Origin of the sequence: Rhodococcus sp. PvP016 (assembly GCF_017832185.1) — a bacterium.
In the GTDB taxonomy this organism is placed as follows: Bacteria; Actinomycetota; Actinomycetes; order Mycobacteriales; family Mycobacteriaceae; genus Rhodococcoides.
In genome coordinates this window covers 810892-829089 of the sequence record NZ_JAFIBH010000001.1, presented here as the reverse complement: position 1 = coordinate 829089, position 18198 = coordinate 810892, and the positions used below count along the sequence as shown (strand labels likewise).

The following is an 18198-nucleotide window of genomic DNA, read 5'->3' as shown; positions in this document are numbered from 1 at the left end:
GGACCGTGGCCGGACCTGCGTCGTCCACAGCCCGGGGATCGAGACGTCAGCGTCGCTCGGCGGGCACTCCGGTGTCCTCGATGACGGCCCTCGGCACCGGCGTCGACATTTGCTGGGCACCGCGGCTGCGCTTGGCCTTGTAGAGCTCGGCATCGGCGGCCCGGTAGATCTCCGACCACTTGCGCACGGTGGGCATGCAGACCAGTCCGACGCTCCACTCGGCCGAGTGCGCTGCCCGCAACCGCTCCAGAAGGGTCGCCGCCTCGCCCTCACCGGTTCCCGGCATGAACAACACGAACTCGTCGCCGCCGAGACGGCCGAGCACGTCGCCCTTGCGCAGTTGGCCGCGCCACGCTGCCGAGACCCGTTCGAGCAACACGTCGCCGGCGATGTGCCCGTAGATGTCGTTCACGGTCTTGAAGTTGTCGAGATCCAGAACCGCCATGCTCACCGGCAAGCCACGGGAGGCGAAGACCGGCAGCAGCTTCTCGACGCGGTCCTCGAGGCCCTGACGGTTCAGGAGTCCGGTCAGGGCGTCCCGTGACGCCGAGTGCCGCATCCGCCGCGAGTGGGAACCGAAGAACTCCGCGGCGGCCACGATGCCCAGGGCGGTGAGGACATAGGCGACCGTTGGCATGGTCGACGGCGACAGCGCGGCCGCCACGACCGATCCCACCGTCAGCACGCTCACCCACACCCAGCCACCGCGCTCGCTCCAGTACCCCGCGAGTTGCATGCCCAGGAACATCGCCGCCTGGCTCAGCAGCAGGTACGCCACCGGCCCGTCCGACGTGAGGAACATCGCGCACAGCGACGCTACGGCGCCGCCCGTCACGATGCCCAGCGTGCGAGGCGAGGTCGGACGAGGACCGAAGTGCAGGACGGCCGCGCCGGCGAGTTGCAGGCATGCCGCCAGGACCATGACGACGGTCCCGGTCGTGGTACCCGAGAAGGCCACCGCTCCCGCGATGAAGAGAACGGCCGTCGGACACAGGTAGAACACCATCGCGGTGCTCGCTTCTGTTCCTCGGCCGGGGTTCACGCGTCAAGTATCGACGATGAGGCGCGCAGCGGTGGACGAAGCATCGCCGGTGGGCATGGTGACATGTCCAGAGACGAGAACACCCTGCTCCGGAATGCGGAACAGGGTGTGGTCGTGACTGTGGAGCCTAGGAGATTCGAACTCCTGACATCTGCCTTGCAAAGGCAGCGCTCTACCAACTGAGCTAAGGCCCCGGATCGACATCGGGCAATCGATGCCACCGCGTACTCTCCACGCGGATCGCGCGAACGGTGACGGCAACGACGACCGACATCACGAGGGCGGGGAGAAGAATCCTCACGGACGTCCTTTCTCGCTCTCGTTCGTGGGCCTAGGAGGACTTGAACCTCCGACCTCTTCCTTATCAGGGAAGCGCTCTAACCGCCTGAGCTATAGGCCCGCACTCGGCCCGCAGAGCACGATGGAACGTGCTGTGCTGACCGAGGAACGAGATTACCGCACACACGGCGCGAGACCAAAACGCCGGTGTGCGGTGGGTCAGTCCCGGTCCGCCAGCGTCACTTCCAGGCCGCCGACGAGGTCGGAGCACAGGTTGTAGATGAATGTGCCGATGGTCGTCAGTGCGGTGAACAGCACCACATTGATGAGACCGATGACGGCGGCGTAACCGAAGATCTGGCCGGCCGACACCAACCCGGACTCGCCGGACGTGGCGACGATGTCGGAGAACGCGTTGTTCAGTCGATCCCACACGCCCATGCCGTCGAGCACCATGTACAGCAGCCCGACGGCCACCATCCAGACGAAGAACAGCGACACGGAGATCACGAGCGACAGTTTCAACATCGACCACGGGTCGATCTTGCGCACCTGGACGGTCGCGCGCAGCGGCTCACCGGACTCCGACGGCCGCGCCGTCATCATCGGAGTGGCGCGCTCGGCGCGCTGTTCCTCCTGTTGAGGATGACGGACCGTGGAGAGGTCCGGCATGTCGGCGGGCAGGTCGTTCCGCGCGATGTTGCGCGTCGGCCCGTCGATGACCGCAGCCTTGGCCGTGGCCTCGGCGGGACGCCCCTGGCGGGGACGGTCCTGACCGTCTGTCGGACGCGCGGCGGGCTGCACGGTCGTCCGCGCCTGACCCTGGTCCGGACGAGCCTGCTCGGGAGCGCGGCCCGCCGGTGCGGGTCGACTCTGCAGGTTCGTCTGCGGCTGACGCTGGGGCGGCTGCTGCTCCCGCACGGGAGCCTGCTGGGAGTCCGGTGTCCGAGCCGGACGGGGACCCTGATGGCCGGGGTCCTGTCGAGCGGCGTCCTGTCGGGCAGCGTCCTGCTGCACCCCGTCCTGGCGCGCGCCGTCCTGCTGGGCAGGCGGCCACGCCGCGGGCGGGCGAGGCGCCGGGGGTCCGCCGGCAGGCCGGGGAACCTGACGGTCGGACGTGGTGCTCGGCGCGGGGCGTCCGTTTCCGGTGGACCCGGGCTGTTCGGGAGTACTCATTGCGCTCATGACTCCTTCGATCCGTCGGCCTCGGCGATCCCGAGGTCCTCCGGCTCGTCCGCGTTGCGTGCAATGGCCAGCAGGTTATCGCCGTCGCCGAGGTTCATCAGCCGAACGCCCTTGGTCTGGCGGCCTGCCTTGCGAACCTGACGAGCCGCGGTGCGGATGACACCGCCGCTCGAGGTGATGGCGTAGAGCTCGTCGTCGTCCTCGACGATGAGCGCTCCCACCAGGGTGCCACGACGCGGGTCGTACTGAATGGTCAGCACGCCCTTGCCGCCGCGGCCCTGCGGGGGGTAGTCCTCCATCGCGGTGCGCTTCGCGTAGCCACCGGACGTGGCGACCAGCAGGTACGTGCCGTCCTTCACCACGTTCAGGGAGAGCAGTGCGTCCTCGCCGTTGAACCGCATTCCCTGGACACCCGAGGTGGCGCGGCCCATCGGGCGCAGCACCTCGTCGGTGGCCGAGAAGCGGATCGACTGGCCCTGAGCGGACACGAGCAGCAGGTCGTCCGCATTGGTGCACAGCACGGCTCCGACCAGCTCGTCGTCGCCACGCAGGTTGACGGCCACGATGCCGCCGGAACGGTTGGAGTCGAAGTCGGCCAGCTTGGACTTCTTCACCAGACCGGCCTTCGTCGCGAGCACCAGGTAGGGCGCGTCGTCGTAGGTCTTGATCTGGATGATCTGCGCGATGCGCTCGTCCGGCTGGAACGCCAACAGGTTGGCGACGTGCTGTCCGCGAGCCGTGCGGTTGGCCTCGGGGAGCTCGTACGCCTTGGCCCGGTAGACCCGACCCTTCGTGGTGAAGAACAGGATCCAGTCGTGCGTCGAGCAGACGAAGAACTTGCTGACGATGTCGTCCTGCTTGAGACCCGCGCCCTGCACACCCTTGCCACCGCGCTTCTGCGAGCGGTAGAGGTCGGTCCGCGTGCGCTTGGCGTACCCCGTCTCCGTGATGGTGACGACGACGTTCTCGCGCGCGATCAGGTCCTCGTCGCTGACGTCGCCGTCGGCCGCGATGATCCGGGTACGACGATCGTCGCCGAACTTGTCGACGATCTCCTTCAGCTCCGAGCGCACGATCTCACGCTGACGCTCCGGACGGTCCAGGATGTCCTGCAGGTCCGCGATCTCGATCTCGATCGAGGCGAGCTCGTCGACGATGCGCTGCCGTTCGAGGGCCGCGAGGCGACGCAGCTGCATCGCGAGGATGGCATCCGCCTGGATCTGATCGACGTCGAGCAGGTCCATCAGTCCCTGGCGTGCGACGTCGGCGTCGGCGGACCGACGGATCAGGGCGATGACCTCGTCGAGGGCGTCGAGCGCCTTCACCAGTCCGCGCAGGATGTGGGCCCGCTCCTCGGCCTTCCGCAACCGGTACCGCGTACGCCGGACGATGACGTCGAGCTGGTGGGTCACGTACAGCTTGATCATCTGGTCGATCCGCAGGGTGCGCGGAACGCCGTCGACGATCGACAGCATGTTGGCACCGAAGCTCGTCTGCAGCTGGCTGTGCTTGTAGAGGTTGTTCAGCACCACCTTCGCGACGGCGTCGCGACGCAGCTTGATGACGATGCGCATACCGACACGATCGGACGACTGGTCCTCGATGTCGGAGATGCCGGCGATGCGGCCGTCCTTGAGCTGCTCGGCGATCGAGGCGATCATGTTGTCCGGGTTCACCTGGAACGGCAGCTCGGTGACGACGATCTGCGTGCCGCCGCGCTCGCCCTCCTCGATGTCGACCACGCCGCGCATGCGGATCGACCCGCGACCGGTGCGGTACGCGTCCTCGATGCCCTGCGATCCGACGATGAGTCCGTGAGTGGGGAAGTCCGGTCCCTTGATCCGCTCGATCATCGCCTCGAGGGCGACCTCTTCGCTGGCCTCGTAGTTGTCCAACATCCAGTACACACCCTCGGCGAGCTCCCGAAGGTTGTGCGGCGGAACGTTGGTCGCCATGCCGACGGCAATACCGCCACTGCCGTTGGCGAGCAGGTTGGGGAACCGGGCGGGCAGCACCGTCGGCTCGAGGGTGCGACCGTCGTAGTTCGCGATGAAGTCGACGGTCTCCTCCTCGATGTCCGCGAGCATCTGCATCGCGAGAGGAGTGAGCCGACACTCGGTGTACCGCATGGCTGCCGGGCCGTCGTTGCCACGAGAACCGAAGTTGCCCTGACCGTCGACGAGCGGGTACCGCATGGACCACGGCTGCGCCATGCGCACGAGGGTGTCGTAGATCGAGCTGTCGCCGTGGGGGTGGTAGTTGCCCATGGTCTCGGCGACCGGTCGAGCGGACTTCACGTATCCACGATCGGGCCGATATCCGTTGTCGAACATGGCGTACAGCACGCGGCGGTGCACGGGCTTGAGACCGTCGCGCACCTCCGGAAGTGCTCGACCGACGATGACGCTCATCGCGTAGTCGATGTAGCTGTTCTGCATCTCCTGCTGGATGTCGACCAGCTCGATGCGGTCGGACGTCGGTCCGTCGCCGCCGGTGGGGGGCAGGGTGGTGTCTGTCATTGCATTCTCCTAGCGCGGCGCTCGGGGCGCGGAGCGCCTATACGTCGAGGAAACGAACGTCCTTGGCATTACGGGTGATGAAGCTGCGGCGTGCCTCGACGTCCTCACCCATGAGGATGGAGAAGAGCTCGTCGGCGGCGGCAGCGTCGTCCAGAGTCACCTGACGCAGCACGCGCACGCTCGGATCCATCGTGGTCTCCCACAGTTCCTTCGCGTTCATCTCGCCCAGGCCTTTGTAGCGCTGGATGCCGTCGTCCTTGTTGATCTTCTTGCCCGACGCCAGGCCGGCCTCGATCAGTCCGTCACGCTCCCGGTCGGAGTAGGCGAACTCCGGATCCGCACCGCGCTGCCACTTGAGCTTGTACAGCGGCGGCATGGCCAGGTAGACGTAGCCGTGCTCCACGAGAGGCCGCATGAAGCGGAACAGCAAGGTGAGCAACAGAGTCGAGATGTGCTGGCCGTCGACGTCGGCGTCGGCCATCAGCACGATCTTGTGGTAGCGCAGCTTCGCGATGTCGAACTCGTCGTGGATGCCGGTGCCGAACGCCGTGATGATCGACTGGACCTCGGTGTTCTTGAGGACGCGGTCGATGCGGGCCTTCTCGACGTTGATGATCTTGCCGCGCAACGGAAGAATGGCCTGATACATCGAATCGCGACCGGACTTGGCGGAGCCGCCGGCCGAGTCGCCCTCCACGATGTAGATCTCGCACTTCGACGGATCGTTGGAACGGCAGTCCGCGAGCTTGCCCGGCAGTCCACCGATGTCGGTGGCGCTCTTGCGCCGCACCAGATCTCGGGCACGACGAGCAGCCGTACGCGCCTGCATCGAGGCGACGGCCTTGGAGATGATGAGCTTGGCCTCGGCGGGGTTCGCCTCGAACCAGTGCGTGAGATGTTCGCCGGCGGCCTTCTGCACGAAGGACTTCACCTCGGTGTTGCCGAGCTTGGTCTTCGTCTGACCCTCGAACTGCGGCTCGCCGACCTTGACGGAGATGATGGCGGCGAGACCCTCACGGATGTCGTCTCCGGTGAGGATGCCGTCCTTCTCCTTGACGAGCTTCTTCTCGCTGGCGTACTTCTTCACGACGTTGGTCAGCGCAGAGCGGAAACCCTCCTCGTGCGTACCGCCCTCGTGCGTGTTGATCGTGTTGGCGAACGTGTGCACGGACTCCGCGTACGTCGAGTTCCACTGCATCGCGATCTCGAGTTCGTGGCCCGGGCCCTTGGCCGAGAATCCGATGACCGACGGATGCTGCGGCGTCTTCGCGCGGTTGATGTAGCGGACGTAGTCCTCGAGACCACCGGGGTAGTGGTAGGTCCGAGTCTTGATCTTGGCCGGTGCTCCCGACGGCTCCTCGGCGTCCGCCTTGGGCGTCTCCGCCAGCTCGCTCTCGGAGGCCTCGTCGGCGATGCGCTCGATGTCCGAGGCGCGCTCGTCGGTAAGGACGATGGTGAGTCCCTTGTTCAGGAACGCCATCTCCTGCAGGCGACGCGCGACCGTGTCGAACTTGAAGACGGTCTCCTCGAAGATGCTCGCGTCCGGCCAGAACGAGATCGCCGTACCCGTGCGCTTCGTCGGCTCACCCTTGATCAGCTCGCCGGGGACGGACCGTGTGTAGGTCTGCTCCCAGTGGAAGCCGTCGTTGTCGACCTGCGCGAGCAGAGTCGTCGACAGGGCGTTGACCACGGAGATACCGACGCCGTGCAGACCACCGGACACCGCGTAGGAGTCGGAGTCGAACTTGCCGCCGGCGTGCAGCTGCGTCATGACGACCTCGATGGTCGGGATGCCCGAGGAGTGCATGCCGACGGGGATACCGCGACCGTCGTCGACGACGCGCACGCCGCCGTCGGCGAGAAGCGTGACCTCCACCGTGGTGGCATGACCTGCCATCGCCTCGTCGACAGAGTTGTCGACGACCTCCCAGATCAGGTGGTGCAGGCCGCGCTCTCCGGTGGAGCCGATGTACATACCGGGTCGCTTGCGCACCGCCTCGAGTCCTTCGAGGACGGTGATCGACGACGCGTCGTATTCCTTCGGCTTGTCGCTCTTGCCTGCCTTGGGGTCAGCCACGGTCAGCTGTTCTCCTTCTCGACTACGCTCCCCCGACACTCACCTCGCTCGGTGAGGACGGCAGAGGACCTCGACCCGAAAAAATGCGCGCGGGGACACATGCCCCTCGCGCTCGGTGGTCTTTACCGGTCCATCGTACCGGTAAAGCGTGGGTCGCGGCTCACGTCGACACCCGAAACGGCCCCTCATTGCGTCGGAGACGGACTTTTCTCGTGTTCCGCGGCTCATTTCGTGGGTACGAGGGCTCCGCGCGTCAGAGATCGAGCGTCAGCCGCTCGCCCGCCGAGCGCGACACACAGATCAGCATGTGATCCTCGCGCTCGTCGTCGGCGAGGCGCCGGTCCCGGTGCTCGGGAGCGCCGGCCAGGACCTTGACCTTGCAGGTTCCGCAGAAGCCCTGGCGGCACGAGTACGGGACACCGGGGACCACCTCGCGGATCACGTCGAGTGCCGTCCGGTCCGCCGCGACGTCGAGAATCGTCCCGGACGACGCGAGCTCCACGCTGAACGGGGATCCGGCGACGACGGGCGGCGGCGAGAACCGCTCGTAGTGCAGACGGATCGCCCCGGTCGCCGGGACGCCCTCGCGTACCAGGGCCAACATCGGCGGCGGACCACAGCAGTAGACGGATCCACCGTCCGGCGCGTGGCGGAGAAGATCCGCCGCGGTGGGCAGCCCGTCGACGTCGTCGGTCCGGACGGTCACGCGCTCCTGGTCCCACGTCGACACCTCGTCGAGGAAGGGCATCGACTGCCGCGAGCGTCCGCTGTACACGAGATGCCAGTCCATGCCGAGGGCACGCGCCCGCCGCACCATCGGGATGATCGCGGTGATGCCGATGCCACCGGCCACGAACAACGCGGATCCGGACGCGTAGAACGGAAAAGCGTTGCGCGGACCGGTGACCGAGAGTTCGTCGCCCACCTCGAGGGTGTGCATCTCGGCCGAACCGCCGCCGCCGTCCGGCACCAGTCGCACCGCGATGGAGTACGCGTCCTTCTCGAGCGGGTCACCGCACAGCGAGTACTGACGGCGACGCCCCGAGGGCAGCACGAGGTCGAGATGGCTGCCCGGATGCCACGGCGACACGTCACCACCGTCGACTCGACGAAGTGTCAGTCCGACCACGTTCTCGTCCCGGCACAGCGTGAAACGCTCGGAGACCGCCATCGTGTGCGTCCGCGTCTGGACCGGCGCCGCACGCGCCTTGTACTTCGAGTGATCCAGGATGGCGAACAGCTTGTCCAGCCCGTCCGTGATCTGCGCCAGCGACTCGTCCATGCCGCCCTTGCCGAGCAGATCCTCGGGAATCGTCCGGGACGCGCGGTACTCGCGCACGGCCGCCATGGCCCGTGCGAACGTGCGATCGCCCATCAGACCGTGGCAGCCCTCGCCGCCGGGGAGGTGGCGAGGTACGCGACTGCCAACGAGGTGGATCCCTCCTTGGACGGGTGGTAGTCCTTCCGCAGGTACCGCACGGACGCCTTGCCGACGGCCTTGGCGGTGGGGAACAACCCGCGCTGCGTGACGGCCCTGATCTGCTTCAGCGTGTAGCTGCGCTGATCGTCCGTCAGCGTCGGATCGTTCTTCATGAGGAAGCGGAGACCGCGACCCCACATGACCACGACGGTCGGTGCGACGAGAAGGTAGGTACGCGTGCGGCGGAACCGTCGTGTGTCGAAGTACTGCAACACGTCGTAGGCCACGGCGCGGTGCTCCACCTCCTCGGCCCCGTGCCAGCGCACGAGGTCCAACATGCGGGGATCCACGTCCGCCTCGTCCAGGCCTCTCTCCGTCAGCACCCACATGCCGAGGAACGCCGTGAGGTGCTCGATGGCGGCGATGAGAGCCAGGCGCTCGACGAGGCTGTTCTTGGTGTTCGTCGGCCTCTTGTCGAGAGCGACCCGGAAGACGTACTCCATCTGCTTCACGTACGGCGCCGGATCCAGGCCCTGGTCGGCCAGGAACGTGTGGATGCCCGAGTGCGCCTGCGCGTGCATGGCCTCCTGGCCGATGAAGCCGATCACGTCGGCGCGCAGCTTCTCGTCGTGGATCAACGGCAGCGCCTCCTTGAACACGCGCACGAACCACTCCTCGCCCTCGGGCAGGAACAGGTGCATCACATTCATGAGGTGTGTGGCCAGGGGGTCACCGTCCATGTAGTGCATGCGCATGGACTCCCAGTCGAACGAGACGTTGCGCGCCTGCAGGACGACGGGTCCTGGATCGTCGTTCATCATCGGGTCCTTTCGTGGCTGATCATTCGATCATTCGCTGCAGAGCGCGAGTTCGGATCGGATCCACCGTGACGCTGTCCCCGATCACCACGTCCGGTCGTTTCCCCGTGAAACGCTACGCACCCTCGTGACATCGATCAATGGGGCCGGGGGGCTCACCCGTAGGTGTCACGAGGTCCGCGACCCGACACGTGACGGTCGCCCTTCTTCCAACTGGGCGCAGCGGGACCTGTGATGCGGAGCGACGTGACCACACCGTGGCCCACGGAGGCCGCGATCTTCGCGAGGATCTGCGATTGCATCAACCGCAGCTGCGTCGCCCACGCCGTGGACTCCGCCGACACCGCCAGCACGCCGTCCCGGACGGACACGGGCTCCGCGTGCGCCGCGATGTCCTCACCCACCACCTGGGTCCACCGACCGAGCACCGTGCCCTCGTCCACTTTCGCCGACCAACCACGCGACGCCGCGAGCGTCTTCGCGAGTGACCCGAGTGCTTGCGGATCACGGTCGTCGGGCCTCGAACCGGACCAGGTGCGCGACCGTCGCGGTCGGCGTTGCGTCGACGCACGACCCTGCCCCACCGCCTTGCCGTTGGCCTTGGCAGCCGCACGGGCGTTCTCGAGCGCGCGGCGCGCGATGTCCGCTCCGCGCAACGGGGGCTCGGCCGGATCGCTGCCGGACGGCGTCTCGTCCGTCATGACTCCTCCTCGACGTGGCTCGTGTCGGCGTCAGTATCGGACGTGACTCCGACAGGATCCGACCCGGACGCCTCGGTCAGTTCTGATCTGCGTGCACCCTCGGTCTCGTGGGCACGCACGTCCATGCGGCGCGCTCGCAACTCGGGCGGCACGTCCTCGGGCACTGCCGCCGTCACCAACACCTGCTCCGCCGTCACCGCAACCCCCGCCAGGGCGGTTCGCCGCGCACGATCGAGCTCGGCGAAGACGTCGTCGAGCAGGAGCACGGGATCCGAACCCTCGGACCGCAACAACTCGAAGGCGCCGAGCCGCAGGGACAGGGCGAAGGACCACGACTCACCGTGACTCGCGAACCCCTTGGCAGGATCGGTTCCGAGCACGAGGTCGAGATCGTCACGATGCGGACCGACGAGGGTGACTCCGCGTTCGATCTCCCGCGTCCGCATCACCGAGAGCTGTTGCAGGAACGCTGCTTCGAGAACCTCGACGTCGTCCGGCTCCTCCGTTCTGTCCAGAGCGAGCATCTCGGGCGGCATCGCGCCGGCGAGACTGCTCCGGTACGCGATGGCCGCAGGCCGCGACGACGGTGCGATCCTGCGGTAGGCGTCGACGACGAAGGGACCGACGTCGCGTACCGCGCGCAGCCGGTGCTCCACGATCTCGGCACCGAAGCCGGCGAGCTGGCCGTCCCACACGTCGAGCGTGGCCAGCGCGTTCGCGCCGTCGCTCGACGACGATCCCCGTCGCAGAACCCCGCTCGCACTCTTGAGGAGCGCGGATCGCTGCCGGAGAACGCGGTCGTAATCCGCACGGACAGCGGCCATTCGAGGAGACCGCGCGACGATCAGCTCGTCGAGATAGCGGCGCCGCTCGCTCGGATCGCCGCGCACCATCGCCAGATCCTCGGGTGCGAACAGCACAGTGTTGAGGATGCCCAGCACCTCCCGTGTCCGCCGCACCGGAGAGGTGTTGATGCGCGCGCGATTCGCCCGCCCGTCGTTGATCTCGACGTCGACGGTGAGCTCGCGACCGAGGTTGACGACGGACGCCCGCACGAGAGCGCGTTCCGCACCCGTCCGAATGAGCGGAGCATCGGCCGACACCCGGTGCGACGACAGCGTCGCGACGTACCCCAGTGCCTCGAGGATGTTGGTCTTCCCGTGGCCGTTGGGACCGACGAACACCGTCACCCCCGGTGCGAGATCCACCGAGAGTTGTTGCCAGGAACGAAAATCGACCAGGGTCGCCGAGCGGACGAACACTTACGCGCCGGTGCTCTCCGTGTTGGGGGCACGCTGCACCGCGTGTCCACCGAACTGGTTGCGCAGCGCGGACACCGCCTTCATGGCGGGCGAATCCACCTGCCGCGACGCAAATCTTGCGAACAGTGCCGCGGAGATGACGGGAGCCGGCACCGAGTGTCGGATCGCCTCCTCGACGGTCCAGCGTCCTTCGCCGGAATCCTGTGTGTAGCCGGAGATGTCGGTGAATCCCGGATCTTCCTGCAGTGCCTTCACCAGGAGATCGAGCAGCCACGACCGCACGACGGTGCCCTTGGTCCACGCGCGCACCACACCGGTGACGTCCTCGATCAGATCCTCTGCGGCGAGGAGCTCGTACCCCTCGGCGTAGGCGTGCATGAGGCCGTACTCGATACCGTTGTGCACCATCTTCGCGTAGTGACCCGCGCCCACCGGGCCGGCGTGGACGAAGCCGTCCGCCCGCTCGCCCTCGGGACGCAACGCATCGAACACGGGCATGGCGCGCTCGACGTCCGCAGCGGCACCGCCGACCATGAGGCCGTAACCGTTCTCGAGACCCCAGACACCGCCCGAGACGCCGGCATCGACGTAGCCGATACCCTTGGCGGACAACAGTTCCGCGTGCACCGCGTCATCGGTGAAGCGCGAATTGCCGCCGTCGATCACGAGGTCGCCCTCGGACAGCACGCCGGCCAGGGTGGTGACGGTGTCGCGCGTGACGGGGCCGGACGGCACCATCACCCAGACGATGCGGGGAGCGGGGAGCGCGGCGGCGAGAGCCTCGAGCGACTCGACGTCGGTGACCTCCGGCCGCGGATCGTAACCGGTGACCTCGATGTCGTGGCGCCGCAAGCGCTCACGCATGTTGAAGCCCATCTTGCCGAGACCGACCAACCCGATGTTCATGCGTGGCTTCCTTTCGATGGACCTGCGCCGGTGCCTCGCGAGCGACTCAGCCCGGAAGGCGTACCGGCATGAGCAGGTACGTGTACGCACTCCTCGGTGCGCTGAACGTCCCGGTCTCGTCCGGCTCGAGCTCGTCCTCACCCGCCGGGCGCAGCACTGCGGGCCGGCTCGGTGTGGTGAACCCGAAGGACACCCGCTCGGAGTGCAGCGAGTTGAGACCGTCGATGAGATACCCCGGATTGAACGCGATCACCAGGGGCTCGCCCTGGAAGTTCGCCTCGATCGACTCCTCGGCGCGGCCCGCATCGTCGCCGCCGGCGGACAGAGTGACCGTGTCGGCCGAGAACTCGAGGCGGACCTGCGCCCCACGCTCGGCGAGCAGAGCGACGCGCTTGATGGCCTCCAGAAGCGGTGCGATGGGCACGCTGGCGACCGCGGTGTGCTCGGACGGCAACAGCTGCCGGAACTTCGGGAACTCCGCGTCGAGCAGGCGGGTGGTGGTGCGGCGGCCGTCGCTGACGATGCCCAGGAGGCCGTCGTTACCGATGTGCGATGCGGAGCCCAGAGCGAGCTCGACACCGGACTCCGCGCCTCCACCAATGCTTTTCGCGGATTCGGACAGTGTCTTGGCGGGGATGAGCACCGCGGCGGCCGTACCGGGTGCGGCCGGAGTCCAGTCGAGTTCGCGCACGGCGAGACGGAACCGGTCGGTGGCGGCGAGCACCACGGAGTCGCCGTCGATCTCCATGCGGATACCGGTGAGCATCGGGAGCGTGTCGTCACGGCCCGCGGCGATGGCCACCTGGCTGATGGCCTCGGCGAACACGTCGACCGGAACGGTGCCCGTCTGCGACGGCAGTTCGGGGAGTTGCGGGTAGTCCTCCACCGGCATCGTCGGAAGCGAGAACTTGGCACTGCCGCACGTGATGAGCACCTTGGTCCCGTCCACCGACACGTCGACCGGCTTGTTCGGCAGCGAGCGTGTGATGTCGGCGAGCAGCTTGCCCGACACGAGCACCTGGCCTCCGCCGGCGACCTCCACGGGAACGCGTACCTGGGCCGACACCTCGTAGTCGAAGCCGGAGACCGTCAGCCCGGAGTCGTCGACCGACAGCAGCACACCGCCGAGGACGGGAACCGCAGGCCGGGACGGGAGTGATCGCGCCACCCAGGCCACCGAATCGGAGAAATCTTCTCGAGCAACTCGAAACTTCACACTGCCAAGCTCCATCGCCCGGTTGATCCTCTCGCTGACCTGCTCCACACGAGTCGGTGGGCAAACCACACCGTATGCCCTCGAGCGCGTGCTGAAAAGTCGGGGTTCGTCTCGATCAGAGGCCTCGGAGGCGGTTGTGAATGGATCCGTCCCCACCCTGTTTTCAAAGAGATGTTCCTAGGAAGAAATACAAGCAGTAGTCATAGGTCCTGTGGAATCTGTGGACCGACCCTGTCCGGTGCTGGTGGCACGGCGTGGCGGCTCGAGGATGAACCCGGGCATCACGACGGGCTCGGTGCGGGTCACATGTGGACGGACGGTGGACTCGGCGCGAACTACAGATTTCATCCCCGGGGTATCCACGTTATTCACACAGTTGTCCACAGGTGTGTATCGAGCAGAATCGGCCCAAATTTCCGGTCGAACTCGTCGCCGTTCGGGGCTCCGCACCGACGAGAACGGCCGCTCGAATCGCCGTGGGGGCGACTCGAACGGCCGTGGACACTCGGACGGGTCAGCGCTTGGAGCGCTGCTTGACGCGGGCAGTGAGCTCCTGCACCTGGTTGTACGTACGGTGCCGCTCGGCCATCTCCTTGCGGATCTTCTTGTCGGCATACATGACGGTGGTGTGGTCACGGCCGAACGTCTGACCGATCTTGGGCAACGACAGATCCGTCAGCTCGCGGCACAGATACATCGCGATCTGGCGCGCCTGTGCCAGCGCGCGAGCCTTGCCGGGGCCGCACAGTTCCTCGATCGAGGTGTCGAAGTACTCCGCGGTGACGGCCATGATCGTGGCCGCGGTGATCTCCAGTCCCGTCGAGTCCGGCATCAGATCCCGGAGAACGGCCTCGGCGAGCGCGGTGTCCAGGTTGTGCCCGTTGAGGGACGCGAAGGCCGTCACTCGGATGAGCGCACCCTCGAGCTCACGGATGTTCCTCTCGATCCGGCTCGCGATGAGTTCGAGCACCTCGTGGGGCACGTCCAGGCGGTCCATCTGCGCCTTCTTGCTCAGGATCGCGATACGCGTCTCGAGCTCGGGCGGCTGCACGTCGGTGATGAGGCCCCACTCGAAGCGGGTGCGCAGTCGCTCCTCGAGGGTCGCGAGCTGCTTGGGCGGCCGATCGGAGGAGACCACGATCTGCTTGTTCGCGTTGTGGAGGGTGTTGAAGGTGTGGAAGAACTCCTCCTGGATACCTTCCTTGCCCTCGATGAACTGGATGTCGTCGACCAGCAGGACGTCCGTCTCGCGGTAGCGGCGCTTGAACGCCACCTTGCGGTCGTCTCGCAGGCTGTTGATGAAGTCGTTCGTGAACTCCTCGGTGGACACGTACTTCACGCGCATGCCGGGAAACAGACGTTGGGCGTAGTGGCCGGCGGCGTGCAGCAGGTGCGTCTTTCCCAGTCCGGACGCACCCCACACGAACAGCGGGTTGTACGCCCGCGCAGGAGCCTCCGCGATGGCGACGGCGGCCGCGTGGGCGAACCGGTTCGAGGCGCCGATGACGAAGGTGTCGAACGTGTACTTCGCGTTGAGACTGGTGCTGCCCGTCGGAGTGGACGTCGAGCGCGGCGGCACCGTGTACGAGGTGGGCCACGAGTTCTGGACGCTGGTCAGAGCGTCCCGATCGTCGTCGACCTCCTCGTGATCGCCGTAGTCACTGCTCTCCGAGTCGGACGGCTCGCCCGCGGTGGACTCGGTGAGAAGCCGCCGGCGATACACGGGTGCGCTGTGTCCGGTGTCGGGGCGACGTTCGGTGTCGACGGGCGTGGGAACGTCCGAGAGATCGGCGTCGGCTCCGGGAGCGAGCCGGACACCGAGTCCCTCGACCGGGCGGTCGAGGTGGCGACCGAGGGCCGCGAGGATGGGTTCGCGCAGACCGCGCTCGACCGCTTCCTGGGCGATCGGCGACGGAACCGAGAGCAGAGCGAAACCTTGCGCGAGAGTGATGGGGCGGACGAGAGCGAGCCAGGCCTTCTGAGCGCGGGACAGGGACGACCCCGAATTCGACTCCGCCGTGAGCTCGGCGACGACACTCGGCCATACAGCAGCCAAGACGTCCGGATCGTCCTCCACGGTGCCTCCCCAGGGCCGTGGCATGACCGCGGCCGTCGATGATCCTGCGGTGCCTCGAAGGCCCCGCCGACGACACGAATATGCCACCCGACCTGTGTTTCCACATAATTATCCACAGCTGTGGACAAACGACACCGGTGTAGCTCGACGGCATCTCGCGCGGAGACGGGCCGGAGCGGCGGCGTTGTGACCTGCGACGATGCAGAGCCATGGTGAGAGATCCCCACCGACGGGGCGAGACGTCGTCACCCGCACAGCGAAGTCAGCAGGCCCGCCGGTGCACAACAAGACGAACGGTCCTCTCCTGTCCCCGGCGAGGTGGTCGTCGTGCTCGAGGCGTGTCATCGTGACAGGAGCCCTGTCCCCGGGGTAGCGCGGTTTGACCTCGTTCGACGCCGTCAGTACCCTCGAACGGTCACCCGCGACATGCGTGGATCGGTCCTGCCGTTCTCCTGCGCGAGTGGCCACCGAACTCGAGTTCGCCGAACTCGCGACCATCAGCACACCACCGGCAGTCCTCGGGACTGCCGATATCTCGAGGAGTACCACCGTGGCCAAGGGCAAGCGGACGTTCCAGCCGAACAACCGTCGTCGTGCACGCGTGCACGGTTTCCGTCTGCGCATGCGCACGCGTGCCGGTCGCGCGATCGTGTCGGCTCGTCGCGGCAAGGGCCGCGCGTCGCTGACCGCCTGATTTCCCGGTAACCGGAACGCTCGGGTGTTACCTGAGCAGCATCGGCTGCACCAGTCGTCGGATTTCCAGACGACGGTGCGCCGCGGCCGCCGCACAGGACGCCACGACATCGTCGTGCACCTGAGGTTCCGGGGAGACGAGAACGCTCTCGTCTCCTCCGGACACCCGCGTTTCGGGCTCGTGGTCAGTAAAGCAGTGGGGCCGGCGGTGACTCGACACAGAGTCGCACGCCGGCTTCGTCATATCTGCAGCTCGATGCTTCCTCTCGTCGAGTCGGATGTCGACGTGGTCGTGCGGGCACTGCCCGGCGCAGCGACCGCGGCGTCCTCCGAACTCGAACGCCAGCTGGCGTCGGGTCTGCGACGACTCGGAGCGATGCGCGCGATGAACTCCTCTCACCCGGTTCCCGCCGAGCGCCCCCGCGCCCTCGGCCGGTCCGAGACGTGATGACGGAGTCCGCGAATCCGGTCCCGGGTGATCCTGCGTCCGAGCGGAGCCTCCTGCGTCGGCTGGTGTCTCTCCCCGCCCGATCGGTCATTCTCCTCATCGAGGGATACAGGTCCTACATCTCCCCTCTTCGTCTTCCGACGTGTCGATTCACGCCGACGTGCAGTGAGTACGCCGTCGAGGCGCTCCGCACCCGTGGGTTCGTCGTCGGTGCCGTTCTGGCGGTCGTCCGCCTCCTGAAGTGCGCACCCTGGCACCCTGGTGGGTGGGATCCCGTTCCACCCCCGCGTCGTCTCCGGGGTGGTGCCGACGCGGTGCCCACCGACACCGACCACGCTTGCCCGCAGTCTCGTGACCCCGTGAGGGTGAACCAACAGAGGAGTACATAGAGCCGTGCTCGACTTCATCTACTACCCGGTATCCGGAATTCTCTGGGTCTGGCACAAAGTGTTCGGCGCCGTGCTCGGCGCGGACAGCGGTTTCGCCTGGGCTCTGTCCGTGGTGTTTCTCGTCTTCACACTGCGTCTGATCCTCTACAAGCCCTTCGTCAAGCAGGTGCGGACGACGCGCCAGATGCAGGAACTGCAGCCGCAGATCAAGGCTCTGCAGAAGAAGTACGGCAAGGACCGTCAGAAACTGGCCGTCGAGATGCAGAAGCTCCAGAAGGAGCACGGCTTCAACCCGATCATGGGCTGCCTCCCCGTGCTCGCACAGGCGCCGGTGTTCATCGGTCTGTTCCACGTGCTCCGGTCGTTCAACCGCACCGGCACCGGAATCGGGCAGCTGGGTCTGAGCCCGGAGGTCAACGCCGAGACTCCGAACTACTTCTTCAGCGTCGAGGACGTCCAGTCCTTCCTGTCGGCACGTCTGTTCGGTGCGCCCATCTCGGCGGCCATCACGTCACCCGAATCGCAGCTGCGCGCATTCGAGCCGTTCGGCGGCATCCCGTCGATCGGTCCGATCCTCGCCGTCTCGATCCCGCTGATGATCATCGCGAGCATCGCGACCCACCTGAACTCGCGCGCATCGGTGGCGCGTCAGAGTGAGGCAGCCGCGGCCAACCCGCAGTCCGCGATCATGAACAAGCTCGCCCTGTACGTGTTCCCGCTCGGCGTCCTCGTCGGTGGCCCGTTCCTCCCCGTGGCCATCCTGCTGTACTGGGTGAGCAACAACGTGTGGACCTACGCGCAGCAGCACCTCGTCTTCGGTCGCATCGACAAGGAAGAGGCGGCGAAGAAGGAAGCCGCTCTCGAGCGCCGGAACGAGAACGCTCCGAAGCCCGGTGCGCGCCCTGACGCTCTGAAGAAGAAGCCGGCGCCGGGAGCCAAGCCCACCCGTGCCGCCGCGGCAGAATCGACCACGGACACCGGTGGTGACACGGCATCATCGGAGTCGACCACGACACCGGGCACCGCGGCCACCAACGGCGCCACGACTCCTCGGAAGAAGAAGAGCCCTCCCGGCAAGGTGCGACCGAAGCAGCAGAAGCGTCGCTGATCCGGCCGTCGTGACCCTGCCGGTCCGCCCGCGGACCAGAACCACGTGAAGTGATACG

The 18198-nt window shown here is 66.8% G+C and carries 15 protein-coding genes and 2 tRNA genes; 4 read left to right on the top strand and 13 right to left on the bottom strand.

The annotated features are described in order from the left end of the window. Positions 1–46: 46 nt before the first annotated feature. The 13 genes from JOE30_RS03765 to dnaA form a co-directional block, all read right to left on the bottom strand. Entirely contained in the window at positions 47–1042 is a 996-nt protein-coding gene (locus JOE30_RS03765; protein ID WP_307806053.1) for a GGDEF domain-containing protein, read from the bottom strand. 121 nt (positions 1043–1163) lie between these two features. Next, positions 1164–1236, bottom strand: a tRNA-Ala gene (locus tag JOE30_RS03760). 132 nt (positions 1237–1368) lie between these two features. Further along, positions 1369–1442: transfer RNA gene (locus JOE30_RS03755), tRNA-Ile, on the bottom strand. 98 nt (positions 1443–1540) lie between these two features. Beyond that, positions 1541–2497: a DUF3566 domain-containing protein gene (locus JOE30_RS03750; protein WP_239532474.1), complete on the bottom strand. Its 957-nt coding sequence runs from the start codon at positions 2495–2497 to the stop codon at positions 1541–1543. 5 nt (positions 2498–2502) lie between these two features. Further along, positions 2503–5025: a DNA gyrase subunit A gene (gene gyrA / locus JOE30_RS03745; protein WP_204869447.1), complete on the bottom strand. Its 2523-nt coding sequence runs from the start codon at positions 5023–5025 to the stop codon at positions 2503–2505. Between the two features lie 37 nt (positions 5026–5062). Next, entirely contained in the window at positions 5063–7102 is a 2040-nt protein-coding gene (gyrB, locus tag JOE30_RS03740) for a DNA topoisomerase (ATP-hydrolyzing) subunit B (protein ID WP_204869446.1), read from the bottom strand. Between the two features lie 253 nt (positions 7103–7355). Next, positions 7356–8450, bottom strand: a complete 1095-nt coding sequence (locus JOE30_RS03735) for a PDR/VanB family oxidoreductase (protein ID WP_204870748.1) — start codon at positions 8448–8450, stop codon at positions 7356–7358. Between the two features lie 26 nt (positions 8451–8476). Further along, a complete protein-coding gene (locus tag JOE30_RS03730) occupies positions 8477–9340 on the bottom strand; it encodes a metal-dependent hydrolase (protein WP_239532472.1) in 864 nt (287 codons plus the stop codon). Positions 9341–9495: 155 nt separating this feature from the next. Further along, complete coding sequence (locus JOE30_RS03725; protein ID WP_204869444.1) at positions 9496–10041, bottom strand: DUF721 family protein; 546 nt, start codon at positions 10039–10041, stop codon at positions 9496–9498. Further along, a complete protein-coding gene (gene recF, locus JOE30_RS03720; RefSeq protein WP_204869443.1) occupies positions 10038–11303 on the bottom strand; it encodes a DNA replication/repair protein RecF in 1266 nt (421 codons plus the stop codon). Before recF ends, JOE30_RS03725 begins: the two co-directional genes overlap by 4 nt. After that, positions 11304–12209: a phosphogluconate dehydrogenase (NAD(+)-dependent, decarboxylating) gene (gene gnd, locus JOE30_RS03715; RefSeq protein WP_027505941.1), complete on the bottom strand. Its 906-nt coding sequence runs from the start codon at positions 12207–12209 to the stop codon at positions 11304–11306. It abuts the gene before it with no gap. Between the two features lie 46 nt (positions 12210–12255). After that, entirely contained in the window at positions 12256–13440 is a 1185-nt protein-coding gene (gene dnaN, locus JOE30_RS03710; RefSeq protein WP_204869442.1) for a DNA polymerase III subunit beta, read from the bottom strand. 499 nt (positions 13441–13939) lie between these two features. After that, positions 13940–15502 (bottom strand): chromosomal replication initiator protein DnaA, encoded by a 1563-nt coding sequence (gene dnaA, locus JOE30_RS03705; protein ID WP_204869441.1) that lies wholly within the window; start codon positions 15500–15502, stop codon positions 13940–13942. Positions 15503–16052: 550 nt separating this feature from the next. On the opposite strand from dnaA, the gene rpmH reads away from it, so the two are divergent. From rpmH to yidC, 4 genes are read left to right on the top strand one after another with little or no spacing between them, the layout of a single operon-like run. After that, positions 16053–16196: a 50S ribosomal protein L34 gene (rpmH, locus tag JOE30_RS03700; protein ID WP_027505944.1), complete on the top strand. Its 144-nt coding sequence runs from the start codon at positions 16053–16055 to the stop codon at positions 16194–16196. A 24-nt stretch (positions 16197–16220) separates the two neighbouring features. Then, entirely contained in the window at positions 16221–16643 is a 423-nt protein-coding gene (gene rnpA, locus JOE30_RS03695) for a ribonuclease P protein component (RefSeq protein WP_204869440.1), read from the top strand. Beyond that, positions 16643–17032, top strand: a complete 390-nt coding sequence (yidD, locus tag JOE30_RS03690; protein ID WP_204869439.1) for a membrane protein insertion efficiency factor YidD — start codon at positions 16643–16645, stop codon at positions 17030–17032. Before rnpA ends, yidD begins: the two co-directional genes overlap by 1 nt. A gap of 4 nt (positions 17033–17036) precedes the next feature. Continuing rightward, complete coding sequence (gene yidC, locus JOE30_RS03685) at positions 17037–18140, top strand: membrane protein insertase YidC (protein ID WP_204869438.1); 1104 nt, start codon at positions 17037–17039, stop codon at positions 18138–18140. Positions 18141–18198: the final 58 nt, after the last annotated feature.